This window comes from Paenibacillus validus NBRC 15382 (assembly GCF_004000985.1).
In the GTDB taxonomy this organism is placed as follows: Bacteria; Bacillota; Bacilli; order Paenibacillales; family NBRC-103111; genus Paenibacillus_G; species Paenibacillus_G validus.
This window is the reverse complement of sequence record NZ_BIMH01000008.1, coordinates 137,195-162,396: the sequence shown is the minus strand read 5'-3', so window position 1 is coordinate 162,396 and position 25,202 is coordinate 137,195. Positions and strand designations below refer to the sequence as shown.

Annotated in this window: 21 protein-coding genes; 14 read left to right on the top strand and 7 right to left on the bottom strand. The window is 55.9% G+C overall.

Annotation, left to right across the window (positions count from 1 at the left end; all coding sequences use genetic code 11):
* Positions 1 to 160: 160 nt before the first annotated feature.
* The 5 genes from PVA01S_RS08620 to ligD all read left to right on the top strand — a co-directional run bounded on the left by PVA01S_RS08620 (position 161) and on the right by ligD (position 4,610).
* Positions 161 to 451, top strand: a complete 291-nt coding sequence (locus tag PVA01S_RS08620) for an ArsR/SmtB family transcription factor (RefSeq protein ID WP_230876192.1) — start codon at positions 161 to 163, stop codon at positions 449 to 451.
* Between the two features lie 16 nt (positions 452 to 467).
* Positions 468 to 1,760: an arsenic transporter gene (locus tag PVA01S_RS08615; protein WP_127606842.1), complete on the top strand. Its 1,293-nt coding sequence runs from the start codon at positions 468 to 470 to the stop codon at positions 1,758 to 1,760.
* A 43-nt stretch (positions 1,761 to 1,803) separates the two neighbouring features.
* Complete coding sequence (gene arsC / locus PVA01S_RS08610; RefSeq protein WP_127606840.1) at positions 1,804 to 2,226, top strand: arsenate reductase (thioredoxin); 423 nt, start codon at positions 1,804 to 1,806, stop codon at positions 2,224 to 2,226.
* Between the two features lie 235 nt (positions 2,227 to 2,461).
* On the top strand, positions 2,462 to 3,613 hold the full coding sequence (locus PVA01S_RS08605; RefSeq protein ID WP_127606838.1) for a cation:proton antiporter: 1,152 nt from the start codon (positions 2,462 to 2,464) through the stop codon (positions 3,611 to 3,613).
* An 85-nt stretch (positions 3,614 to 3,698) separates the two neighbouring features.
* Positions 3,699 to 4,610: a non-homologous end-joining DNA ligase gene (ligD, locus tag PVA01S_RS08600; RefSeq protein ID WP_127606836.1), complete on the top strand. Its 912-nt coding sequence runs from the start codon at positions 3,699 to 3,701 to the stop codon at positions 4,608 to 4,610.
* Here ligD and cls read toward each other — a convergent pair.
* On the bottom strand, positions 4,603 to 6,033 hold the full coding sequence (gene cls / locus PVA01S_RS08595; RefSeq protein WP_127606834.1) for a cardiolipin synthase: 1,431 nt from the start codon (positions 6,031 to 6,033) through the stop codon (positions 4,603 to 4,605). The genes ligD and cls overlap by 8 nt on opposite strands.
* A 224-nt stretch (positions 6,034 to 6,257) precedes the next feature.
* Between cls and PVA01S_RS08590 the strand changes: the two genes are divergently transcribed.
* From PVA01S_RS08590 to PVA01S_RS08575, 4 genes are read left to right on the top strand one after another with little or no spacing between them, the layout of a single operon-like run.
* Positions 6,258 to 7,886: a spore germination protein gene (locus PVA01S_RS08590; RefSeq protein WP_127606832.1), complete on the top strand. Its 1,629-nt coding sequence runs from the start codon at positions 6,258 to 6,260 to the stop codon at positions 7,884 to 7,886.
* Positions 7,883 to 9,052 carry a Ger(x)C family spore germination protein gene (locus PVA01S_RS08585; protein WP_127606830.1) on the top strand — a complete coding sequence of 390 codons (1,170 nt, stop codon included), beginning with the start codon at positions 7,883 to 7,885 and terminating at the stop codon, positions 9,050 to 9,052. Before PVA01S_RS08590 ends, PVA01S_RS08585 begins: the two co-directional genes overlap by 4 nt.
* Complete coding sequence (locus PVA01S_RS08580) at positions 9,049 to 9,279, top strand: hypothetical protein (RefSeq protein WP_127606828.1); 231 nt, start codon at positions 9,049 to 9,051, stop codon at positions 9,277 to 9,279. The genes PVA01S_RS08585 and PVA01S_RS08580 overlap by 4 nt, the downstream gene beginning before the upstream one ends.
* Before the next feature lie 31 nt (positions 9,280 to 9,310).
* Complete coding sequence (locus PVA01S_RS08575; protein ID WP_127606826.1) at positions 9,311 to 10,732, top strand: GerAB/ArcD/ProY family transporter; 1,422 nt, start codon at positions 9,311 to 9,313, stop codon at positions 10,730 to 10,732.
* Between the two features lie 10 nt (positions 10,733 to 10,742).
* Here the strand turns inward: PVA01S_RS08575 and PVA01S_RS08570 are convergent, their stop codons facing one another.
* Complete coding sequence (locus tag PVA01S_RS08570; protein WP_230876181.1) at positions 10,743 to 11,120, bottom strand: hypothetical protein; 378 nt, start codon at positions 11,118 to 11,120, stop codon at positions 10,743 to 10,745.
* 134 nt (positions 11,121 to 11,254) lie between these two features.
* On the opposite strand from PVA01S_RS08570, the gene PVA01S_RS08565 reads away from it, so the two are divergent.
* The 3 genes from PVA01S_RS08565 to PVA01S_RS08555 all read left to right on the top strand — a co-directional run bounded on the left by PVA01S_RS08565 (position 11,255) and on the right by PVA01S_RS08555 (position 13,632).
* Positions 11,255 to 12,289, top strand: a complete 1,035-nt coding sequence (locus PVA01S_RS08565; protein WP_127606824.1) for a M23 family metallopeptidase — start codon at positions 11,255 to 11,257, stop codon at positions 12,287 to 12,289.
* Positions 12,286 to 12,732 (top strand): bactofilin family protein, encoded by a 447-nt coding sequence (locus tag PVA01S_RS08560; RefSeq protein WP_127606822.1) that lies wholly within the window; start codon positions 12,286 to 12,288, stop codon positions 12,730 to 12,732. The genes PVA01S_RS08565 and PVA01S_RS08560 overlap by 4 nt, the downstream gene beginning before the upstream one ends.
* A gap of 132 nt (positions 12,733 to 12,864) precedes the next feature.
* The gene (locus PVA01S_RS08555; RefSeq protein ID WP_127606820.1) at positions 12,865 to 13,632 is read left to right on the top strand and encodes an HAD family hydrolase; all 768 of its coding nucleotides are present in this window, start codon (positions 12,865 to 12,867) and stop codon (positions 13,630 to 13,632) included.
* On the opposite strand, the gene PVA01S_RS08550 is transcribed toward PVA01S_RS08555, so the two are convergent.
* Entirely contained in the window at positions 13,616 to 15,208 is a 1,593-nt protein-coding gene (locus tag PVA01S_RS08550) for a DUF4153 domain-containing protein (protein ID WP_244932925.1), read from the bottom strand. The two genes, PVA01S_RS08555 and PVA01S_RS08550, sit on opposite strands and share 17 nt — an antisense overlap.
* Entirely contained in the window at positions 15,180 to 15,629 is a 450-nt protein-coding gene (locus tag PVA01S_RS08545; protein ID WP_127606818.1) for a hypothetical protein, read from the bottom strand. Before PVA01S_RS08545 ends, PVA01S_RS08550 begins: the two co-directional genes overlap by 29 nt.
* Before the next feature lie 162 nt (positions 15,630 to 15,791).
* Between PVA01S_RS08545 and PVA01S_RS08540 the strand changes: the two genes are divergently transcribed.
* A complete protein-coding gene (locus tag PVA01S_RS08540) occupies positions 15,792 to 17,588 on the top strand; it encodes an ABC transporter substrate-binding protein (RefSeq protein WP_127606817.1) in 1,797 nt (598 codons plus the stop codon).
* 61 nt (positions 17,589 to 17,649) lie between these two features.
* Positions 17,650 to 18,165 carry a hypothetical protein gene (locus tag PVA01S_RS08535; RefSeq protein ID WP_127606815.1) on the top strand — a complete coding sequence of 172 codons (516 nt, stop codon included), beginning with the start codon at positions 17,650 to 17,652 and terminating at the stop codon, positions 18,163 to 18,165.
* 93 nt (positions 18,166 to 18,258) lie between these two features.
* Here PVA01S_RS08535 and PVA01S_RS08530 read toward each other — a convergent pair whose 3' ends face one another.
* From PVA01S_RS08530 to gltB, 3 genes are all read right to left on the bottom strand, one after another.
* Positions 18,259 to 18,690 carry a SlyX family protein gene (locus tag PVA01S_RS08530; RefSeq protein WP_164751777.1) on the bottom strand — a complete coding sequence of 144 codons (432 nt, stop codon included), beginning with the start codon at positions 18,688 to 18,690 and terminating at the stop codon, positions 18,259 to 18,261.
* 124 nt (positions 18,691 to 18,814) lie between these two features.
* Positions 18,815 to 20,299 carry a glutamate synthase subunit beta gene (locus PVA01S_RS08525; protein ID WP_127606811.1) on the bottom strand — a complete coding sequence of 495 codons (1,485 nt, stop codon included), beginning with the start codon at positions 20,297 to 20,299 and terminating at the stop codon, positions 18,815 to 18,817.
* A 16-nt stretch (positions 20,300 to 20,315) separates the two neighbouring features.
* Positions 20,316 to 24,911, bottom strand: a complete 4,596-nt coding sequence (gene gltB, locus PVA01S_RS08520; protein ID WP_127606810.1) for a glutamate synthase large subunit — start codon at positions 24,909 to 24,911, stop codon at positions 20,316 to 20,318.
* Between the last annotated feature and the right edge of the window lie 291 nt (positions 24,912 to 25,202).

Genomic DNA, 25,202 nt, shown 5'->3' with positions numbered 1-25,202 from the left:
ATTTGAAGTCCAATCATGTAGCCGGTACGCATCCGTGTCTTTACACAAAATTAAAATATAAGCCATTGATTATATAAGTAATTGATTATATATTTATACTATGATTTAAGGAGCAGCAAAAGCGTGCTTAGGGAGGTTGAATGTGGAGCAATTGGAGGTCATGGCCGAACATTATAAGATGCTTAGCGACAAGTCCCGCTTGACCATTCTTGCATGCCTGAAAGAACGGGAAATGTGCGTGTGCGACCTGGTTGAAATTTTACAGTCGACCCAGCCTAACGTAAGTCAGCATCTGCGCAAGCTGAAAGCCGCGGGGCTAGTTACGGAAACCAGAAAAGGACAATGGGTTTACTATGCTCTTAACGTGAGCGACAAACCGTATTTGGAGGAGACATTAAACTATCTCCCTTCGTTTAAAGAAAAAGTGCTTCAAGTAAAAGGGATTTGTTAACCAACAGGAGGAACTCATGGCCATCGCCGCATTATTGATTTTTACCATTACGTTGATTTTTGTCATTTGGCAGCCGAAACAACTAGGCATCGGCTGGTCTGCAAGCGGCGGCGCTGTTGCAGCGCTTCTATGCGGTGTAGTTTCCATCACTGACGTATGGACCGTTACCGGTATCGTATGGAATGCCACTTTAGCTTTCGTGGCCATTATCCTCATCTCTCTTATACTTGACGATATTGGGTTCTTCGAGTGGTCGGCGCTTCATATGGCCCGTTTGGCCGGGGGCAACGGCGTTCTGATGTTCGTCTATATGGGGTTGTTGGGTGCGGCGGTTGCCGCTTTGTTCGCCAATGACGGCGCAGCTCTGATCATGACGCCTATCGTATTGGCTATGGTGAGAGCGTTGAAATTTGAAGAGAACAAGGTTCTGCCGTTCATTATGGCCAGCGGCTTTATTGCGGACACAACCTCGTTGCCGCTTGTCATCAGCAACCTGGTCAATATCGTGTCGGCCGATTATTTTGGAATCGGCTTTGCGGAATATGCGAGCCGGATGATCGTACCGAACCTCTTTTCGCTGCTTGCCAGCCTGCTTGTACTGTATCTGTATTTCCGCAAAAGCATACCCGAAGCCTATCGCTATGAGGACATCAAGAAGCCTCACGAGGCGATCAAAGATATCCGGTTGTTTCGATTATCATGGGTGATCCTGGGGGTGCTGCTGGCTGCCTATTTTCTAAGCGAGTTCATCGCTTTGCCTGTTTCGTTTATTGCGCTGGCCGCCGCTCTTACGTTTATTGCGGCCGCGCGGAAAAGTCCGCATATGGAAACGAAACGCATCGTCAAAGAGGCGCCATGGGCGGTCGTCATTTTCTCGATAGGGATGTACGTCGTCGTGTACGGACTCCGAAACGCCGGGTTGACGGATATATTGGGTGGACTTATACAAAGGATTGCCGATCAAGGCCTGTTTGCTTCTACAATAGGAATGGGGTTCATTGCCGCCCTGCTATCGTCCATGATGAACAACATGCCTACCGTCATGATTGATGCGTTGGCTATTCAGGGCACGAATACGACCGCTGTTATTCGGGAGTCGCTGATCTACGCGAATGTCATCGGTTCGGATCTTGGACCGAAAATCACACCGATCGGATCTTTGGCAACGCTGCTGTGGCTCCATGTTTTGTCCAAGAAAGGGGTCACCATTACATGGGGGTATTACTTTAAAATAGGCGTCTTGCTGACCGTTCCCACTTTGCTGATCACCTTAACAGGGCTTTATTTGTGGCTAAGCGTGATTTCGTAAGACTCGGTTGAACTTCAAATGTAATTCAAAAGGAGAGCTTATCATGGATAAAAAACGGGTTTACTTCTTATGCACAGGCAATTCTTGCCGCAGCCAAATGGCCGACGGGTTTCTGAAAGCGCTCGGCGGCCACAACTATGAGGTGAAAAGCGCCGGTTTGGAGGCACACGGCTTGAATCCGAGAGCGGTACAGGTCATGAAGGAAGCGAACGTCGACATTAGCGGGAATTCCTCCGATGTGATCGATCCCGAGCTGTTGAACAAGGCCGATTATGTCATTACGCTTTGCGGACATGCGGATGAGCATTGTCCCGTCATCTCGAATAAGCATGTTGTGAAATGGCACTGGGGCTTCGAGGATCCGGCTAAAGCGACGGGCACCGAGGAAGAGATCCTGGCCAAATTTCGTGAGGTTCGCGATGCCATCAAGGCGCGTGTGGAACAATTCGTCGCAACCGGTCAATAGCATAATGGTTTGTAGCCTGATTTAACGGCCCGGTTATGAAACCTTTACATCTTAGCCGCGTATAAGTATCAAGTCCTTGCACGTGTTACCTTAACAATTAAATCTAACATTGTTTTTCGGAGGAGTCTGTCACCCTGGCCTTGCTATGTTCATTTTAGCGGCTATGGTTTGACAGGCTCTTTTTGTATTTTTTTCGTACTTCCACAAAGAATAAAAAATGAAAGGTGGAATCATCATGCTTATTTTTCAACTAGCCGTCATCTTGCTTGCCTCCAAAATCGCCGGAGACCTCAGCGTCAAGCTGGGACAACCCTCCGTGCTGGGCAAGCTTCTCATCGGTATCTTCTTAGGACCAAGCGTGCTTGGGATTGTCACCAACACGGATATTCTGAAAGAAATCAGTCAAATCGGCGTTATCTTGCTGATGTTCATTGCAGGGCTGGAAACGGACACGGAAGAGTTCAAGCGTACCGGGAAAGCTTCAGCCTTCGTAGGGGTTAGCGGCATCGTTGTACCTTTTTCACTGGGGTATTTGGCCGGTATGACCATCGGTCTGGCTCCGACCGAGTCTATCTTCCTTGGACTGCTGCTCTCGGCTACAAGCGTGAGCATCTCCGTTCAAGCGTTGAAGGAAATGGGCAGATTAAAGTCGCGCGAAGGGACCACCATATTGGGCGCGGCCGTGATCGACGACATTCTCGTCGTTATTGCGCTCGCGTTTGTCATGAGCTTTGCAGGCGGCGATGTCCATCTGGGGACCGTCGTTCTGAAGAAGGTTGCATTCTTCGCGGTGGCCATCCTTCTGGCTTGGAAAGTCGTTCCTTGGGTTCTGAAAAAATTCGCGCCCCTTCGCGTCACGGAGGCGGTCATTTCCGCAGGTTTAATGATTTGCTTTGTTTATGCGTATTTAGCAGAATATGCAGGCGTGGCTGCTATCATCGGAGCCTATATCGCCGGTGTTGCCATCAGCTTGACAAAATACAAGCATGAGATAACGGAAAAAGTCGAAACGATCGGCTACTCCATCTTCGTTCCCGTCTTCTTCACATCGATCGGTGTAACCGCTGAATTTAGCGGAATCGCACAGCATATCGGGCTCATTATCGGGCTAAGCCTGCTCGCCATAGCAACGAAGCTGGCCGGGTCGGCGATCGGAGCGAAATTAGCCGGATTTTCATGGAGGAGTTCCTTAGGGATTGGCGCAGCTATGGTATCCCGCGGAGAGGTTGCACTCATCATTGCGGCTATCGGTTTGGAAAGCAATCTGCTTCAACCCGAGTTGTTTTCTGTGATCGTCGTCGTCGTGCTGGTCACCACGATTGTGACTCCGCCCATGATGAAGCTGTTCTTCCATAAACCGGAGACCGGGAAGCAGCAGAAGCAGTAGGCCACGCCTTGACGAAACACCCGTATAGTTCCCTCTCCGGCAACGGATAATAACGGCAATCCGACAAGGAAAGAAGGGACGCCGATTGAGCCCCACGACGAAACGACCGCCGGTGAAAGGGACGATCACAATCGACGGCCAGGAGCTTACCGTGACGAATCCGGAGAAGCCGTTATGGCCGGAGAAGAACATTACGAAAGCGATGTATCTGGAGAAATTGGCACAGCTCGCCCCCTATTTGCTGAAATACTGCCGCGACCGGTATTTGACGACGATCCGCTTTCCGCACGGGTGGAACGACAAGTCGTTTTATCAAAAAAACGCCCCGGAGCCTACGCCCCATTTCGTGAAAACGGCGACGCTGGAGGACATTCGCTACGTGCATCTCGACTCGCTGCCGACCTTGCTGTGGCTCGGCAATCTCGCTTGTCTGGAGTTTCACCCGTCCTTCCACCGGATCGGCGAAAAGCTGCCGGTGGAATGGCTGATCGACATCGATCCGAGCCTTGATCCGGAGCCGCGCATTATGGAGGCTGCGGAGGTGATCGGGGACATTCTCGACAAGATGAACATCCGTTCCATCCCGAAGACGTCGGGCGCCACCGGCGTACAAATTTACGTGCCGATTCCGGCGGAGCGCGGATATACGTTCGAACAGCTGAGACGGATCGGCGCATTCGTCGCCCAGTATGCCGTTCAGAAGTATCCCGGGCTGTTCACCGTCGAGCGCCTGAAGAAGGATCGCGGGACGAAGATTTATATCGATTATTTGCAGCACTGGTACGGTAAAACGTTATCCGCCCCCTACACGCCGCGTGCCCGGCGGGATGCCACGGTCTCGACGCCGCTGGATTGGAGCGAAGTTCGGCTGCGCTGCGATCCGCGGGAATTTCATCTGTTGAACATCGTAGAACGGCTGCAGCAAAAGGGCGATCTGATCGCCGCCGTCCCTCCGCAAAGCCTGGACCACGTTCTCTCCATCCTGCCTCCTACATAAGCGGCGATAAGAGCCGCGCTACCACTTCCTTGCCTTTCTGATACCGGGAGCGTCTTTCGAACTGGTCCAGCTTCAGCTCCCGGCTATCCTTCAAATCCTGCAAGTAATCGGATTCGATACGCTGCAGCGTCTCCTTATCGAATAAAACCGCGTTCATTTCGAAATTGCTGTAGAAGCTGCGCATATCCATGTTGGCCGTGCCGACGGAGGCGAGCAGATGATCGATCAGGATCACTTTGGCGTGAACGAATCCTTTGTGGTAAGCGTAGAAGCGAACCCCCGCTTGCATCAGTTCTTCCATAAACGATAACGAGGCGTAGTTGACGATCCGCGAATCGGGCTTCTTCGGATAAATGACGCGCACGTCGACGCCGCTGATGGCCGCCGTTTTCAACCCCATGATGATGCTGGCCTCCGGAATAAAATAAGGCGTCGTGATAAAGATCCGCTTCTTCGCTGTCGTAATCGCTCCGAAGTACATCTCCAGAACCGTGTCCCAATGAGCATCCGGGCCGCTGGACAAAATTTGCACCGGCTTCCGGCCGGCGCATTCGTGCTCTGGAAACAAGCCCGTATCGGTCAAACGATAGCCGCTGACGAAATGCCAGTCGGTCAAGAACGTATTCTGCAGCGCATAGACCGCATCCCCTTCGAATGCTATATGCGTATCGCGCCAAAACCCGAGCTTCGGATTGCCGCCCAAGTATTCATCCCCGATGTTCATGCCGCCCAGAAAACCCTTCAAGCCGTCGACCACGACGATTTTCCGGTGATTCCGGTAATTGATCCGCTTATCGAAGAAGGCGATCAACGCCGGCAAAAAGAAATACACCTCGCAGCCCGCTTGCTTCAGTTCACCAATGAATTTCTCGCTGAGCTGGTAGCTGCCGATTCCGTCGAATATGCACCGTACCTTAACGCCTTCGCGCGCTTTGCGCATCAGCACGTCTTGAAACTTCCGGCCTGTCGCGTCGTGCCGGATCGTATAAAATTCGAAATGGATGAAGCGCTCGGCCTTCTCCATCGCTTCCAGTATCGCCGGATAGGCGACTGACGCATTCGTCAGCACCTTCACTTCGTTGCGCATCATGATTTGCGAACCCGGCATGTTATTCAAAAGCGCGAACAACCGTGGCTCCTGCCGCCACCCTTGAAGCCGCTCCTCCTCAATCTCCACATCGAAGGGGATTTGCTTCTTCCCCATGTGCCGAATATCCTTTACGAGCCGAAGCCCTTTTCGTTTTACTTTTTTCCGCTGGGAATATTCAGTTGCCAAAAAATAATAGACAACGAACCCGATCACCGGAATAATGAACAAAACAAATAACCAGGCCATCGCCTTGGACGGGTGCCGGAACTCCCCTATGAGAATCGTCAAAATTTGAATGACAAACAGGACAAGTGCGATGACGAGCCAAAGCACCGCTTCACCTCCTCATACGGATGCAGGATACCGCTTCCTTCTTCAAAATTCTTTTCTAGCTTAACCACTCTCTGGATACCTGATTCCTCCCAAACCCCGGCTTTTTCTTTCTTACCCGGCTTTTTCCATCATCGCTGTCATAAATTTTTGAGTTTGGTGAAAAATATACCGGACATGGGAAAGGCAAAGCTTGGCTCTGTTACCGCGAGAAGGGAGGAAGCGTCATGGTGACGACGAGAGGCCGGAAGAAAAAGGAGAGCAGCGACGAGCACTCGCTTTTCAAAAAAGATTACCGATTCATCGACGAGCTGCGTTCAGTCCCGATCTCTTTGAAGCTCGAGGATAACAACCGATATTTGAAGGATTTGTTTGAGGACTGCTCCGACTTCGTCATTCGGGAATTTAAGCTCCAGGACAGTTTGAGAGCCATCCTCTTTTTCGTAGACGGGATGGCCAAGACGGAAGAAGTGCATGAAGCGATGAGGGCGCTCATGATTCTTGAGGGCGGAGAAAGCATCATCGATAACATTTCGGAGAAGGTGCTGCCCGTCTCCCAGCTTCAGAAGGCGGACAATTACGGAGATCTGCTGCTCTCGATTCTCGGCGGCGACACGGGCTTGATCGTCGACTGCAACAATCAGGCGCTGCTGCTCGGCATCCGGGGGATGGAGAAACGGTCGATCAACGAGCCGGAAACGGAATCCGTCGTACGCGGTCCGAAGGAAGGCTTCGTGGAAAATATCCGGACCAACACGTCGATGATTCGGCGCAAGCTGAAGACGCCTCATCTGAAGATGAAACCGATGATCATCGGACGGGAGAGCAACACCAACGTAATCGTCACCTATCTGGATGATTTGGCGAACCCGAAGATCGTGGAAGAAGTCATCGGGCGGCTGGAGAAAATCGACATCGATGCGGTTCTGGAATCCGGTTATTTGGAGGAATTCATTCAAGATTCGGCTTACTCGCCATTTCCGCAGCTTCAATATACCGAGCGTCCCGACATGGTTGCCGGCGCCCTTCTGCAGGGCCGAGTCGGGATTATTGTCGACGGCACGCCATTCGTACTGCTCGTGCCGTTCATCTTCGCCGAAATTATGCAAGCGAGCGAGGATTATTACGAACGTTTCCAAATCGCCACCCTGGTCCGGTGGTTACGTTACTTCTTCCTGATGCTCTCTCTTCTTACGCCGGGGTTATACGTAGCCATTACGACCTACCATCAGGACTTGCTGCCGACAACGCTGCTGTTATCCGTTGCGGCGTCGCGCGAAGCAATCCCGTTCCCCGCCGTCGTGGAAGCTCTCATTATGGAAGTAACGTTCGAGGCGCTGCGGGAAGCCGGAATCCGTCTGCCCAAGACCATTGGCTCCGCCGTCTCGATCTTGGGCGCTCTGGTGGTCGGGCAAGCGGCGGTTCAGGCGGGCATCGTATCGGCGCCTATGGTTATCATCGTCTCGATCACGGGGATCGCTTCCTTCACCATCCCGCGCTTTAATGGTGCGATTGCGGTGCGCATGCTCCGCTTTCCCATCATTATCGCCGCCTCGTTGTTCGGCATGTACGGCATCATGACCTCCGTGCTGCTGATTATCGGCCATATGGCGTCCTTGCGTTCGTTCGGTATCCCTTATTTATCGCCGCTCGGTCCGCTCTCTTCTTCGGATCTGAAGGATATCGTCATCCGTGCGCCCTGGTGGGCGATGAAGAAGCGTCCGGCCTATCTGCCTGTACAAGACAGCCGGCGCATGAGCGACGACGTTGTGGATGAAATTATGGAGCAGTCCGGACAACGCGGGAAGCACGTCCGCCATGAGAATCATGGTCACGGAGAGGAGGATGAATCATGATTCGTACTTGGTCTCGATTCGGCTTGCTAGCCACAGCGATTCTCCTGCTGCCCGGCTGCTGGGACCGGACCGAAGTCAACGACCTGGCCTTCATCCTCTCTACCGCCCTCGACATCGAAAAGGACGGATCGATTCGGTACAGCGTCATGGTGCCGCTGCCGGGTTCGATGGGCGGGGCTACGGGGGGAGGCGGCGGCACCGCCGGCGATAAGAGCTACTATATCGATTCGGAGGTCGGCAAAACGTACCGCGAAGCGCAAGCCAAGCTGCAGAACCGCATGCCGCGCCGTATGTTTCTGGCGCATCGTCGGACGGTCTTGATTGGAGAACAATTAGCCAAAGCAGGCGTGTTCAAAGTATTTGACGCGACTTCCCGGTCGCCCGAAAGCCGGATGACCACCTATTTCATCGTCACCAAAGGTAAAGCCTACGAGCTGCTGCAGGCCAGCCCGCAGTTCGAACGATTTCCTTCGGAAGCGATTCGTGAATTGGCCAAATCGAAAGTGATTATCGACATGAACATGAAAGATTTTGCGCTGGCGCTCAGTTCGCCGGGCGGCGACCCCGTCGCCATCTATATGGGCGTCCGGGAATCCGAGAAAGGGACCAAGCCTTCCAAAGAAGTCGAAGTGCTCGGCTACAGCCAATTCCGCGGTGACAAGATGGTCGATACGTTGGAAGGGCGGGCGGCCGCGGGCTTAGCCTTGTTGAAAGAGCGGTTCGTTAACGTCTCCATTACGCTGCATGTGGAGAATACGGACATTACCGTTCGGATTTTTGAGGCCCACAGCGATGTGCAAGCAAGACTAGCCGGCAACCAATTGCAGTTCGACATCAATTTGATAACGAAAGCGAAGTTGTTGGAAAGCACGGGGACTCAAGACTTTACCCGGGCCGATCAGATCCATCTCATGGAGGCGCGGCTTGCCGAACAAATGAAAAAATCCGTTGAAGACACGTTAAAGCAGATGATCGACAACAATTGCGACTCGGCTCAGCTCGGGGCCTACGTATGGCGCGCCTATCCGAATTTGTGGACCGAGCGTTTCAAGAACGAATGGCCGAACGGCTTAAAGACTGCCAAATTTAACATTAAGGTGAAAAGCATCTTGTCGGAAACCGGAATGATTTACGATAACGTTACAAAATCGGAGGATGCAGAATGAACTTACAGTTCATGGTTCTTTTCCTCGTGCTGTCCCTTATCCTGATGTTTTTAAATTTGAAGCATTGGTCCACCCTCAAACGGGGGATGCGCAGGCTCTATTTTTTGCTGTACGCCATGACCTTCGGCTTGTACGCAGCTGTTCTTTTGGGATACAAGATCCCGATGCCGACCCAATTTTTCATCGCCCACGTTTCTCCGTGGATGTTCTCACTCATTCATGGTTAACAAGGCTTCCAGCTAAAGAGGGAGTGACAGGATGCCAGCCCAAATACAAATTATTAACCACCGGCAATTCGCCTGGTTAATCGCTTCGCTGCTCTCCGGAGGCGGATTGATCAGCATTCAACATGAGCTCATCCGACTAGGCAGAATCGACGCCTGGCTGACTTATTTGTTTCCGGGCTTATACGCACTGCTGATCGGGTTCGTCTTGACACAGTTGGCCCGACGATTTCCACAGAAGCATCTGTTCGAAATTACCACGATCGTATTCGGCCGATGGATCGGCACTTGCGCCAACCTGCTGATCCTCGTTCACTTATGGATGGTGCTTATGCGGGATTTGCGTGCGTTCGGGAGGTTCATCGGCACGATCCTTCTGCCGAACACTCCTCAAGAAATTCTCGTGCTGCTATTCGTGCTGCTGCTCGCCTTCTATGGAAGGACGAGCGTTGAAGTCGTAGGAAGGGTTAACGACTTGTTCTTCCCCTTCTTCTTCGTGCTGCTCTTGTCCATGCCGTTCTTGTTATCGAACGAATTGGACACGCAATTAATCCGGCCAGCCTTAACGGTCAAACCCGTCGAATACTTCTATGCCAACGTGCTCGGGATCGGCTGGTTCGGCGATATTCTGTTCGTCGGCGCTTTCCTGCATACGATCTGGAGCTCGAAGCAAATCCGTTCGGCGTTTCGTCACGGCACTCTCATCGCCACTTTCCTGCTGACGTTGTCTTTGCTTTTGCAGGTGCTTGTGCTCGGACCGGTCATCCCGGGCCATATGGTTTATCCGAACTATAGCTTGGTCCAACACATTCACATTACCGATTTTTTAGACCGCGTCGATCTGTTTATCCTTAGCATCTGGTATCCGATCACCGCGTGTAAAGATATTTTGCTCTACTTGGCGATGTTGACGGGCATCGCAAGCCTGTTGAAGGAACGGGATTATACGTCGATCAATTCGCCCGTCAGCTTGTTTTTGCTGCTGACTACGCTGCTCGCCTTCGACAGTGCGGCCGAGGTGTTCAGTTTCGGTAACTACAGCTCCCCTGTCATCATTCTCGGCTATCAACCGCTGCTGCTCGCCGCGCTGCTCTTGTTCATGCGCAAATACCCGGTGCGGGAGCTGCGCCTGGACCAGGCGCAGAGCGGGACGCCATCGCCCGGCAAGCAGCAGGAACAACCTGCGCAAGGCCGTTCCGACGCTACCACCAGCTCCCGGTTCATCAGCCGGATCGAGTGCATCCGGCACTCCACCTGGATTACGGCCGGGAATGTGCTGCTGCTGTTGAGCGCATGCCTGGTATTCTTAGGCATCTGGCTCGGGATGACATACGCTGTCGTCGGAACGCTAAGCGGGATCGGTTACGCCATTTGCTTGGTCGGAGCGGTGGTAACCTCCCACATGGAAATGAGAGCGGCGAAGAAGTTCGTGGTTCGGCATTCGTCCCAGACATAACCCGGTGTCGTTACCCGATTCGTTCGACGCTGATGACCTGATTCAGAGGAATAAGCATCCGGAGCTCTTCTTCCTCTTCTTCCCGGGTAACGAGCAGCTCGATGAAATCGAAGCCCGTCCGGACAAGCTTCGCTTCGAACGTGCCGGCATAGGTCGTGCGGATGCTTGCAGCCGCTCCCGTTACTTTCAGCGAAGCGCCGAGCAGTACGATTTCCTGCATCGTACTCGGAACGAAATATTGGTTGTTGACGCGCATGAAGCGCTTGCCGACTTTCTGCAGCACGCCGGGCTCGCTGGCGAAGCCTTCGGCTTGCAGAGCGACCTCGAATTTTACATGCTGGGCGAGCCGCTCCTGTAAAGTCATGCGGCTTGTTCTTAAAAACGACAATGGAATTCCCTCCGTTCCCCTTCACATCACGTTCTAGTACAAATCTATGTGGGGGAAGCTTATTTCTTGACAACATACGTTCAATGCCATCTAATTGCCGCCCGCCGGCGGCCACCATACCGAAAGGAGTCGTCATGAATTTCAAGTGGTTTCAAAATAAGCTGACGTTCGTTATCATTCCCGAAGCGAACGGCAGCGTCGTTCGCCTCAAATTGGCCCGGGGTGTCGTATGGAGCGTGGCCGCCTCCGTCATGATCACAGTCGGAGCGGCTGCATTCCTCTACTTGCAGCATGCGCACACGGCCGCTTCAACGTTTCTGAAAACCAGCGAATTGAGCGGTCGAACGGCTAAGCTGGAGCAAGCGTTAACAAGCAAGAATCGAAGAATTGAAGAATTGCAGAACGACATCTACATGCTGTCGAAGCAAGCGGCCGAGGTTCATAGTCAAGTTGCGCAGATGAAGAAGCTCGAGGAGGATTTGCAGAAGCTGGCCCCTGTCAGCGCGGAGAAAAACGCGGAAAGCGGCGGCCTGCCTGCGGGCGAAGCCTCGACCGCAGGCACGGAGGCTGCCTCCGCCGCGCTCGGCATGGGAGGTCCGGCCGTCCCCGTCACCCATGAGGAAATCCGGCGCTTAGCGATGGCGACAGGGGCCGCCTACATGGCGCTGCAAAACGAAATGAACAAGCTGGAGACGAGCTTGTCCGATTCCAGACAGCAGTTGCAGGAAAAGCAAGAACGGCTGCGGAGGACGCCGACGTTATGGCCGACCGACTCTCGCATCGTCACTTCAAATTACGGCTATCGCCAGGATCCCTTCACGAAGAAGCTTAGCTTCCATCGCGGGGTCGATATCGCCGGCAAGCTGGACGACCCGGTCTACGCGGCGGGCGGCGGTGTCGTGCATGAGGTCGGCTACGATAAGCTCCACGGTCATAACGTCATCGTGGAGCATACGTCCGGGCTGCTCACGTGGTACATGCACTTGAACCGGGCGACTGTCCGTAAGGGCGACCTCGTGGACAAAGGCGACCCGATCGGCAAGCTCGGCACGACCGGACGCAGCACCGGCCCGCACCTGCATTACGAAGTGCTGCTTGGCGGTAAAAGCACCGATCCGTCCGGCTATTTGCCGATGGAACGAACGAAAGAGGAGAAAACGAAATCATGATCGGATTATTCGGTAAACCGAGCAACCGCTCGCGCGGGAACGGCGCCGTCACTTTAATCAGCGAAGGCAGTCGGATGGAAGGTGTCATAACGTCTCAAGCCGATCTGCGGATCGAAGGCGAATTCATCGGCACCTTACATGCGAACGGCGAGGTGGCGATCGGCGAGAAGGGAGCCGTGAGCTGCAAGGAGCTTCGCACGCAGGACTTGATTGTCGCCGGACGATTGGACGGCTCCGTGCACGCGGAAGGCATAGTGCGCATCACCTCGACCGGAAAGCTAACCGGGCGCATCGCCGCCGGACAGCTTATCGTCGAGAAAGGGGCGGTATTCGAGGGACTGAGCGCGATGACCGGGCTGGAAGAAGCGCCGGCGGAGACCGGGAGCGGCGCTGCTGCTTCGGACGGACCGATACGGCTGGCCGGCGGTTCGGAGGCCGGGTAAGAAACCTGCTCGCATGGCTTCCCGGGCAGCACCCGCGGGCCGAATGAAACCCGGCAAAGATGCAACCTTGGGTACCCCATGCTATAATGGTTGGAAAAACGCGGATACGCGGGTAAAGCAGGAGAAAAGCCTATGACGAAGCAAATCATCCTTTTCGATATGGACGACACGCTAATTTACTGTAATAAATTTTTCGATTTAGTCATGGAACAGTTCGCCGATCAGATGGAAGCCTGGTTTCACGGGTACAAGCTGTCCATCGACGAGGTGAAGAAAAAGCAAGCGGAAATCGACCTGGAGCGCGTGCTGGTCGAAGGCTTCTCGCCGGATCATTTCCCCCAATCGTTCGTCGACACGTACGACTACTATTCCGACTTGACCGGGCGCCACAAAAGCGAAGAGGAAATCGAGAGGCTGATGGAGCTCGGCGCTTCGGTTTACGGCCACAGCATCGAGCCTTATCCTTATATGGAAGAAACGCTTCGCACCTTAACGGCCGAAGGCCATGAGCTGCATTTGTATACGGGCGGCGATCCGGCAATTCAAATGCGGAAGGTCAAGGAAGCCGGGCTGGAGCGTTATTTCGCCGCTCGGATACATATCACCCGTCACAAGAACACCGAGTTTTTGGACGGCTTGATCCGCTCGCACGGCTTCGACCGCAGCCGCACCTGGATGATCGGCAACTCGCTGCGTACGGACATTATTCCGGCGCTCACCTGCGGTATCCATGCCATCTTCATGCCGGCGGAGCTTGAATGGTCTTACAATCAAGTCGAGGTCAACGTGGCTCCGGTCGGCGCCTACTTCACTTTGTCCTCCCTGCATCTGATTCCCGAAACGATTCGGGATTACACTGCTGCCGCCCGGCAGGCCGAGGCTCCTAACGAGCCGGCTTGACCGGTTGCAGCATCTGCGAGGCTCTCCGCTTGGACACGTTAAACTCCGTCCAGGACGCAGAGCCTTCTTGTCGTTCCAGCCGATAGGTAAAGTTATGCAGCACACCCTCCACGGCGTCCAGCTCCGGGTGATTCTTCCGCAAGTCGACCAAGTGCGGCACCGCTTCGAAGCTCAACCCTCCTAAATAGCCTACGTCGATGACGCCGCTGTTCTCGTAACGCTTGATATTGTTCTGGGCGATCATCGCATCGATCCCCATGTAATTGATCAGGACGTAGGCAGCGAGCGCCGTTATCCCATAATATCGCAGCAACGGCAGCTTCTCCCGCCAAAGTTTCACTAAAGCGAGCACGAACAGCACGAGCAGGAATATCATGAACGCATGGACGAGCAGGCGGGTGACGGTATATCCATACGCTTCTTCGTACATAGAAAGACGCAAGTAGGCGGAGCTGAGCATAATGCCTGTGCAGCCTACCAGAAGCGCAAGCAGCGTGCGCAGCAGCGTCCATGCAAGCGGCCCCGGGCGGCGGACGCCGTATAGAAATGTAATCAGCACGGTTAAGTTGATCAGCGTCACGACGACGAGCTCGGCAAAGCCTTGGCGCGCATAAGAAGCGTATGTGACCCCTTCGGGCAATGCGGCTGCGCCTGCTCCCCCGCCTCCGCCGAAGAAATATGAAAACTGGACGAAGGCAAACAGCAAGTAAACGGCATTCAGCGCGATCAGCACGGTAGACGCGACCGTCGGATCCAGACGAAGATCGGACGGTGCTGCGGATGGAGCGGTCGCCTGAGAGACGGCGCCGTCCGAAGCGAGGACGCCCCATTCGACATTCGCGGACGGGACGCTTGCGGTCTTCGGCATATAGGGAGATGCCGGCCGGGCCGACGACCACAACTTCGGCTGCAGCAGCCCGGCGACGTAAGCGAACACGCCGACCGTTACGGCGCCAATCCACAACGCACGGAATAAGGTACGCCCCAGCTCTACGTCTTCAAACAAATTCGGCAGCCGGGCCAGCGATCGATCGAACATCGTATCGGCCGAGGCCAGCAGCCCGACCACTGCGGCGAGCAGCGGAACCGATAAAAGCAAGCCGAGCAGCACCTTCATCAGCGTCCTGGAGCGCCCGGCTTTCATCCTGACGGACATCCATCCGAACAGGACGGCAAAGGGCCTGGGGGCATAGAGCAGCGTCTGGACGAACACTTGCTCCAGCATGCGGACCCAGATCGGTGCTTTACCGCCCCGGCTGGTCAGCCAGGTTGTATGCAGCACGACAAGGAAAGGGATCGCAAGCGCATTTAAGACGGCAAACAGCATATTCGTATACAGCGCATACGTGAGCGCGAGCAACCCGACCGGCAGGAGCAGCAGCAGCGACGGGTCCTTTTTGCGTCCGATATGTCCTTGAGCCATTGTATAGAAGAGCAAGTAAAAACCTAACACAAATACCGGAACGGAAACGCCCCAGCTTCGATCATAAAAGAGATAGTGGTGGACAACTCCACAACCTAAGGAGGCGAGCAGCAGCTTCTTCTCGTTAAATCGTTCGTTCGAATGCAGTTTCACCGGCGGCGGCCCTCCTTGCAGGATGAAATATCGCGGGGACGACTTCAGCCTCCGGCTGCTTCGCACCTCTGAGCATTCGTAGAAGGTGACTTCCGAGCTCCCGCAATAACGGCTCGTTCAACAAATCCGACAACGCCGAAGCGCCCTGCCCGACCTGCTCGTGAACCTGATAGACGGCGCGCAGTTCCCGCTCAAGCTGAGGCGAAAGCCCGAGTTGCTCCGCTAGTCCCCGATACGTCTCCGACGGGTCGGCATGAAAGCCTTCCAGCGCGCTAACACCGCACAGCCTACCGTAAGCGAGCTGGGCGACGGCCCAAACGGACAACGCCAGCGATCCTGTGTCTTCTGCAGTTCGCAGGTCCTTCTCCGCCTCCTGCAGCAATTGTTCTTCCCACGATAACGTTAAAAGCAAAGCATTCATCTAAAATTCCTCCCATCTATGGGTAATTTTATATATTCAGGGCGCAATAGGGATGTTCGTCTATATGAATCATTGTACCTTGTAAAACAGGAATAAAAATAGCAACTTTTGAAACATGAATTTCGTATTTTAATAAGACTGAATTGGAGGCGATCGTTTGCTATGAAGCTAGCCGCTCATTATATGCGTCTGCATGATCAATATCCGCACGCCGGGGTTCAGCATGAGCTCTCCATCACCTTGAACGAGCTCGCCGAGGCGCTGGGCTGCTCCCCTCGCAATGCGCAGCTGCTGCTGAAAAAGATGCAGGACCTCGGATGGCTGGAATGGACGCCGAAGCGCGGGCGGAGCAACCGCTCGCTGCTGTCTTTCCGCGTTCCGGCCGAGGAGATCGCCCTCCTGCTCGCCAAGGAACTGGTGGAGCGCAAAGATTTGCGCGGTGCGTTGGAGCAGTTGAGCCTCTCGACGCTGGAGGGAACGGTGAAGGAAAGCTTCCACCGCTGGCTGAGCGGGTATTTCGGCATTACCAGCGAGGTGCTTGGCGACAAACGGCTGGATACGCTGCGCTTTCCGTTAACGCAGCCGCTGCAATCACTCGATCCCGCGACCATCCATTTCTCGACGGAGGCGCACCTTGTGCACCAGCTGTTCGACCCGCTCGTGCGGTACAACCGGCTCACGCAAACGATCGAACCGCATCTCGCCCACGCCTGGGAGGTAAGCGCCGACCGGAAAGTCTGGACGTTTCATCTGCGTAAAGGCGTGCTGTTTCATCACGGGCGGGAACTGACGGCGGAGGATGTGGCCTACACGTTCAACAGGCTGCAGCGCTTGTCCGAGGGCGCGCTGTACAGCTGGGTTCATCAGCAGATCGAACGCGTCGACATCGTCGATCCGATAACCGTCAGCATGCGTTTAACCGAGCCGAATGAGCTGTTCCTGCAATTTGCAGGCACGAACCGGGCGTCGATTGTGCCCGCCGACGCTTGCGAGGACAAGCAGGAATCGTTCGCGCTGGCCCCTGTCGGCACGGGGCCGTTCAAGCTGACGCATCTCGACGAATCGTTGTGCATGCTGGAGGCATTCCCCTCCTATTTCCAGGGGCGGGCCCATCTGGACCGGGTGGAGCTGTGGCATATCCCGAATTTGCAAACGCAGGATTACGACCGAACGCTGGAAAGCTTCCAGGTCATCCATAATTTCCGGCTCCCCCTTGATGCGCCGAACCAATGGGAGCAGGTTCAACAGCAGGGCGCTACATGCCGGTTTCTAACCTTCAACCTGCTGAAGCAGGGGCCGATGAACGACCCGGCGCTGCGTGGACTCGTCATGGCCGCTTTGGACCGCGGCAAGCTGCTGGAGAGGCTTGGCGGCGACGCCATCTACACGGCCGACAGCTTCATCCGGTACGGCGAAGGCTTGTCTTCTCCGGTGGCGGAGCCGTATACCTATGAACCCGGACGGCTGAAGGCGCTCGTGAAGCGCAGCGACTACCAAGGCCAAAGGCTGCGCATCTGTACGATCATGCAGTACGAAGAAGACGCTTTGCTTGTGCAAGCGCTGCTGCAGGAAGCCGGCTTCGCCTGCGAGGTCAAGCTGCTGTCCGCACAGGCTTTCAAGAGCGAGCAGCGGCTGCACGCCGATCTGCTGCTGTTCTCCATCATGCTCGATAACGACGCCGAGCTGCGCTTGTTCGATCTCTACACCAGCATGCAGCGACATTTGGAGCCATCGCTTAAAAGCAGCGTCGCCGCCCTGCTCGGGCAAACGCTGCTGGAGCCCTCCCAATCGCGACGGGCTGAGCTGCTGCAGCGAGTGGAGTCGCTGCTAACGGCGAGACGGGTGCTTGGCTTTTTATACTTCAAGCGGCTGAAGACCGTGTATCACACTTCCGTAAAAGGCATTTCGCAGGGCGCCCTGGACTGGGTGCAGTTTAAAAACATCTGGTTCAAGCCATAGGCCAAGTCTCCTTCGCATACGATGGTAGGAAGAAAGCGCAACCGGAAGGAGCGAAGGAGAAGTGGCCAAATCGTCCGATCTGCTGTACAGGAACGATAAATACGGCTTTACGCTGCGTTTTCCGTCGTGGTGGCGGAATTATTGTGTCGTCAGTAAAAAAAAGCTGGAACCCGACTCGGAATACGAGCTGCATTTTCGGTTTAAGTATAAGGGAAACGTGTATGACGATATTTTCACGATACTGGTGTTCCGCATGACACAGGAGGACTGGCTGCGGCTCGGCTATGGGGATTCGCCCTTGTCTTTGATTGCGGCCCGCGACGGGCGCGTGTTCGCCTATTTGACGCCGGATGAGCTGCCGCATGAATTTATCAATCGCAAAACCGGCGATTACGATTACCGCAAGTACGGGACGCCCATCGGGCTGCTGAAGCGGATGGTCAACCGCGATGTGCCGCGTATTGTGCAGACGCTGCGATTTTCCTCCCGTGCGATTACGATGAAATCGACGCCTTACCGATCCAGTAAAGTGTGCAGCTGCCGGATCCCCCGCCGCCGGAGAAAACCGCGTCGTTAAGACCCAAGTTGATTCATGTATTCCTTATAGGCTTATCAACGATAAAAGGGACATCCGTGAAGTCATCCGACTCTCAGGACATCCCTTTTCCAGTTATAGTGAAAACCATCGGCCAATGCCGGTATCTTCATAAGGCTTCGTCCTTTTGCGCCCGTGCGTTTCGGTACGGGAAGGAAGAAGAAGCGCGTCCTCCCTCATGAACGGTTCAACCTGGTTCTGAGGGGGCGACGGCTCCCCGGTTATAGAAGCCAGGTCGGACGCCTGGACGCCCGGACAACCGGCCCGCTCCAGCTTCTCCAGCCGGTCGGTCAGCCGATCGACGGTTTGCTCCAAACGCGCAATTTCCTTGTGCAATTGGGCAACCTCTTGAGCAAGCTGGCGCCCGACGTGATCGGCGTATCCCTGCGCGGCCTTCTCCTCTTCGGCGGGTAACAACGCCTGTAGTTCCTCAGGCGTCAACATCGTTCTCAATTCCTTGTGCACCTTCTCAGCCTCCTCGACTTCCGCGCCGCGATTGAATCTCATATCTGTCCGCTACATAAACTAAATGCAGGCCATCCCGATTCAAACATACGGAATCCACATGGAGACTGCCCGACAAACAACCCGCCTCCGACCGAAGGGAGACGGGTTAGACGCGTTGGCCCGATTAAGGCAAGTTGCTCGAGCCCATCAAATAACGGTCGACTTCGCGGGCCGCTTCCCGGCCTTCGTTGATCGCCCACACGACGAGGCTCTGGCCGCGCCGCATATCCCCGGCGGCGAACACGCCCTCGACGTTGGTCACAAAGCGGCCGTAAGCCGCTTTGGCGTTGCTCCGCTCGTCACGTTCAACGCCAAGCTGCTCAAGCACCGGATTCTCCGGACCGAGGAAGCCCATCGCGAGCAGCACGAGCTGCGCCGGATACACCTGTTCGCTGCCCGGCACCTCAACCGGCACGAACCGGCCTTGGTCGTCCTTCTTCCACTCGATCAGCACGGTGTGAAGTTCCTTGACATGTCCGTTCTCATCGCCGACGAACTTCTTCGTCGAGATCATATATTTACGCGGGTCCTCGCCCTGCACCGCCGCCGCCTCCTCTTGGCCGTAGTCGACCTTGAGCACCTTCGGCCATTCCGGCCACGGGTTGTTCGGTTGACGCTTTTCCGGCGGCTTCGGCATAATCTCGAACTGCGTCACGCTCGCACACTTATGGCGAATGGAGGTGCCGACGCAGTCCGTGCCGGTATCGCCGCCGCCGATGACGACGACATGCTTGCCTTCGGCCGAAATAAAAGCGCCGTCCTGATGTCCGGAGTCGAGCAAGCTCTTCGTATTCTTCGACAGGAATTCCATCGCCAGATGGATGCCCTTCAGCTCGCGGCCTTCGATCTTCAGGTCGCGGCCCAAGGTCGCTCCGCCGCACAAGACGACCGCGTCGTTCTCTTCCTTGAGCTTCGATGCCGGAAGGTCCTTGCCGATTTCCGTACCCGTTACGAAGGTAACGCCTTCGGCAGCAAGCAGCTCAACCCGGCGCTGCACGTATTTCTTATCCAGCTTCATGTTCGGGATGCCGTACATCAGCAAGCCGCCCGGACGGTCCGCGCGCTCGTACACCGTAACGGTGTGGCCGGCTTGGTTCAATTGCGCCGCGGCGGCGAGCCCGGACGGGCCTGAGCCGACGACGGCGACCTTCTTGCCGGTACGCGTCTTCGGCGGGTTCGGCACGACCCAGCCATCGGCGAAGCCGCGGTCGATAATCGACTTCTCGATGTTTTTGATCGTCACCGGCGAGCCGTTCAGGCCGACCGTACAGGAGCCCTCGCAAGGCGCCGGACAGACGCGTCCCGTAAACTCGGGGAAGTTGTTCGTCTTATGCAGACGATCCAGCGCTTCCCGCCATTGCCCGCGATAGACGAGGTCGTTCCACTCGGGAATCAGGTTGTTGACCGGGCAGCCGGCGGCCATACCGCTGATGATTTTGCCCGTATGGCAGAACGGGATTCCGCAATCCATACAGCGTGCGCCCTGCTGCTGCAGCTTCTCTTCCGTCAAAGGGATGCTGAATTCCTGCCAATGCGCGATGCGCAGCAGAGGACCGTTGTCGATCGGGACCTCGCGCTCAAACTCCATAAAACCGGTAGGTTTACCCATTTCGATCGTTCCTCCTTTAGTTGCCGCTGACGCGCGAGACGTCTTTCATATTTTCCTCAAAAGCGACCAGCATCGCATCCTGCTGGGATAAGCCGGAACGCTTCACGCGCTCGATCGCTTCGAACATCCGCTTGTAATCCTTCGGAATGATCTTCACGAATTTCCACAAATAGTGCTCCCAATTGTGCAAAATACGGTGCGCCACAGCGCTGCCCGTATACGTCTCGTGGTGCTGGATCATGTTCTTCAGCTCTTCAGCCTCGTACACTTCCTCCACGTTCTCCAGCAGCACCATCTCCTTGTTGCACTGGTCGGCGAACGTCCCGTGCTCGTCAAGCACATAAGCGATGCCGCCCGACATGCCTGCCGCAAAGTTGCGCCCGGTCGGACCCAGCACCACGACACGGCCGCCTGTCATGTATTCGCAGCCGTGGTCGCCGACGCCTTCCACGACGGCGCGCACCCCGGAGTTGCGTACGCAGAAGCGTTCGCCCGCCATCCCGCGAATGTAAGCTTCCCCGTCCGTCGCCCCGTAGAACGCCACGTTCCCGATGATGATGTTGTCTTCGGCGATGAACGTCGATTTCTCCGATGGGAAAATGGCCAGCTTGCCGCCGGAAAGCCCCTTGCCGAAGTAATCGTTCGCGTCGCCCTCGAGCGAGAGCGTCATCCCGCCGGGCACGAAGGCGCCGAAACTTTGACCGGCCGAGCCGTTGAAGTGCAGCCGGATCGTGTCGTGCGGCAAGCCTTCCTTGCCGTAACGCCGGGTCACTTCGCTGCCGACGATCGTGCCGACGACGCGGTTCACGTTGTGCACCGGCACAATCGCATGCACTTTCTCCCGCCGTTCAAGCGCCGGTTCGCAGATCGCCATCAGCTCCTGCACATCGAGCGACTGGTCGAGTCCGTGATCCTGCTGCATGGAGCAGAAGCGACCGACCTCCTCCCCGACCTCCGGCTGATGGAGCAGCGGCGACAAATCGATGCCCTTCGCTTTCCAGTGCTGCACCGCTTGCTTCGTCTCCAAGATTTCGGTGTGCCCGACCATCTCTTCGATCGTGCGGAAGCCGAGCTCCGCCATCAGCTCGCGCGCGTCCTGCGCCACAAAATGCATGAAATTCACGACATGCTGCGGATCGCCGGCAAATCGTTTGCGCAGCTCCGGGTTTTGCGTGGCCACACCGACCGGGCACGTATCGAGATGACAGACGCGCATCATGATGCAGCCAAGCGCAATGAGCGGCGTCGTGGCGAAACCGAACTCCTCGGCGCCCAGCAGCGCGGCGATCACAACATCACGGCCGGTCATCAGCTTACCGTCCGTCTCCACGGTAATCCGGCTGCGCAAATTGTTCAGCACAAGCGTCTGGTGCGTTTCGGCAAGGCCCAGCTCCCACGGCAAACCGGCATGGCGGATCGACGTTTGCGGCGAAGCGCCCGTACCCCCGTCGTAGCCGCTGATCAGCACGACGTCCGCTTTGCCTTTAGCCACCCCGGCGGCAATCGTGCCGACGCCCACTTCGGAGACGAGCTTCACACTGATGCGCGCCCGCGGATTGGCATTCTTCAGATCATGGATCAGCTCGGCCAAGTCCTCGATCGAATAAATATCGTGATGCGGCGGCGGCGAGATTAAGCCAACGCCCGGCGTCACGCCGCGCACTTCGGCGACCCACGGGTACACCTTGGAGCCCGGAAGCTGGCCGCCCTCGCCCGGCTTTGCGCCCTGCGCCATCTTGATTTGAATTTCGTCGGCATTGACCAGGTAGTGACTCGTCACGCCGAAGCGCCCCGACGCGACCTGCTTAATGGCGCTGCGCCGCAGGTCGCCGTTCCCGTCCGGCTGGAAGCGGTCCGGATGCTCCCCGCCTTCGCCCGTATTGCTCTTGCCGCCGATGCGGTTCATCGCGATCGCGAGACTTTCATGCGCTTCCTTGGATATCGAGCCGTACGACATCGCTCCTGTCTTGAAGCGCCTGAACATGGATTCGACGGATTCGACCTCCTCGATCGGCACCGGTTCGCGATTCGAACGGAACGAGAACAGCGAACGGAGCGACATATAACGCTCGTTCTCCTGATGAATCAGCTTCACGAAGCTTTTGTACATCGTATAATTGTTCGTACGCACCGCCGTCTGCAGCGCGTGAATGGTCTCGGGGTTATAGAGATGCTCCTCCCCGTTCTTGCGCCATTGCAGCTCGCCGCCCGTATCAAGCACCCGATCCACGCCCTCTTGCGGCGAGAAAGCGCGCCGGTGACGAAGCAGCGCCTCTTGCGCGATCGCCTCCAGGCCTATTCCGCCAACCGGCGTATACGTCCAAGTGAAGTAACGGTCGACTACGGAAGCGTCCAAGCCGATCGCTTCGAAAATTTGTGCGCCGCGATACGACTGGATGGTCGAGATGCCCATCTTCGCCAGCACCTTCACAACGCCTTTGGTCGCCGCCTTCACGTAGTGGTAGACGGCTTTCTCGTAGGCAACGCCCTTCAGCAGCCCTTGATCGATCATGCCCTGAAGCGATTCGATCGCCATATACGGATTGATCCCGCCGGCCCCATACCCGAGCAGCAGCGCAAAGTGATGCACCTCGCGCGGTTCGCCCGATTCAACGAGCAGCCCTACTTTCGTACGCGTCCCTTCGCGGATCAAGTGGTGATGCAGCCCGGACACCGCGAGCAGCGCGGGAATCGCCGCCAGCTTCTCGTTCACGCCGCGATCCGACAAAATGAGCAGCGTCGCGCCGCCGGCAATCGCCTCATCCGCCGACACGAATAATGCCGCCAATGCCTTCTCCAGCCCCTCCGCGCCGTCCGCCGCCGGAAATACCATCGGCAGCGTTGCGGTTCGGAAGCCCTCCCGTCGGATATGACGCAGCTTCGCCAGCTCCGCATTCGTCAGAATCGGCGTTTCGATCCGGATTTGCCGGCAGCTCTCCGGCTTCGGATCGATCAGGCTGCCTTCCGGGCCGATTGTCGTGCCTTGAGCCGTAATGATTTCCTCGAAGTTCGCGTCAATCGGCGGATTCGTCACCTGCGCGAACAATTGTTTAAAGTAGCTGTACAAGAGCTGCGGCCGTTCGGACAACACCGCAAGCGGCGCGTCAAAGCCCATCGAGCCGATCGGATCGACACCGGTGCGCGCCATCGGCTCCAGCACCTTGCGCAATTGCTCAAACGTGTAGCCGAACGCCTGCTGACGCTGCAGCAGCGCTTCGCCGGCGGATACGCCGGGCACCTCCGGGGCCTCCGGCAGCTCGCTGAGCGAAACCAAATGTTCGTTCAGCCATTCGCGATACGGGTGCTCCCGCACGATCCGTTCCTTGATCTCCTCGTCCGCAATAATCCGGCCTTCCGTCGTATCGACGAGCAGCATGCGTCCCGGCTGGAGACGCTGCTTGGAGACGATGCGCTCCGGCGCCACCGGCAGCACGCCCGCTTCGGACGCGAGCACGACCCAGTCGTCCTTGGTGACATAGTAACGCGCCGGACGCAGGCCGTTGCGGTCAAGTACGGCGCCGATCGATCGACCGTCGGTGAACGAGATCGCGGCCGGGCCGTCCCACGGTTCCATGAGGCAGCTGTGGTATTCGTAAAACGCTTTCTTTTCGTCGCTCATCGTTTCGTGTTTAGACCACGGTTCCGGAATCATCATCATCGCCGCATGCGGCAGCGAGCGGCCGGAAAGCATTAGAAATTCCAAACAATTGTCGAACATCTGCGAGTCGGATCCGTCCGTGTCGATGATCGGCAAAATCGCATCGTAGTCGTCGCCGAACAGTTCCGTACGGCACACGGCCTGTCTGGCACGCATCCAGTTCACGTTGCCGCGAAGCGTATTGATCTCTCCATTGTGAATGAGGTAACGGTAAGGGTGTGCACGCTCCCAGCTGGGGAAGGTATTCGTGCTGAAACGGGAGTGAACCAGCGCCAAGGCCGATTCGAAGTCGGGGTCTTGCAATTCGATGTAGTAGCGGTCCACTTGCTCAGGGGTTAACATGCCTTTATATACGATCGTGCGGCTCGACAAGCTGGCGACATACAAGGCGCCGCCGCCCTCAAGGCGCCTTGCGCCGTTCTCGGAACTTTTGCGGATGACATACAGCTTCCGTTCGAAGGAGAGCTCCTCCGCCGCGTCCTCGGAAGCGCCGATAAAAATTTGCCTGACATACGGCTCGGAGCCCTTCGCCGAATCGCCGAGCGTTTCGTTGTTCGTCGGCACCGTTCTCCAGCCGAGCAGCCGCTGCCCCGCATCGCGGACCGCCTGCTCCACAAGCTGCTCACAGGCGATGCGAGTCTCCACCTCTTGCGGCAAATAGATCATCCCTACGCCGTAACGGCCTGCCGCCGGCAATTCGATTCCCTCCGTACCACAAGCCTTACGGAAATACTTATGCGGAATTTGCAATAAGATGCCCGCGCCGTCTCCCGTATTCGTTTCGCAACCTTGACCGCCGCGATGATCCAAATTGCAAAGCACGGTAAGCGCCGATGTCACAATATCGTGGGAGGGATAACCTTTCAGATGGGCGACGAAACCGATGCCGCAAGCGTCATGCTCTTGGGCCGGGTCGTAAAGACCTTGCTTCACGGGTAAACCTGTTCTGTTCATTCCTCGCGCTTTCCTCTCATCTACGGATTTTTTGTTGAATACTGTCCAGTCCGATGGGCATGGGTACGAAGCTGTCTAGGGGGATCGATGCGGAAGAATGGGAGCTTCTCCGCCGCGCCCAAACTGTGGAAATCTATGAACCATACAGATAATATGTCTTATATTAACATTCCATTCTTATTATAGCAATTTAAAAAAAGAGCGCTTTATTGTCTAAAATTTCATATATAATCTGATTATTTCTGACATTGCTCTCAACCAAAAAGAGGGATATGTAGATTTTTGACGAAT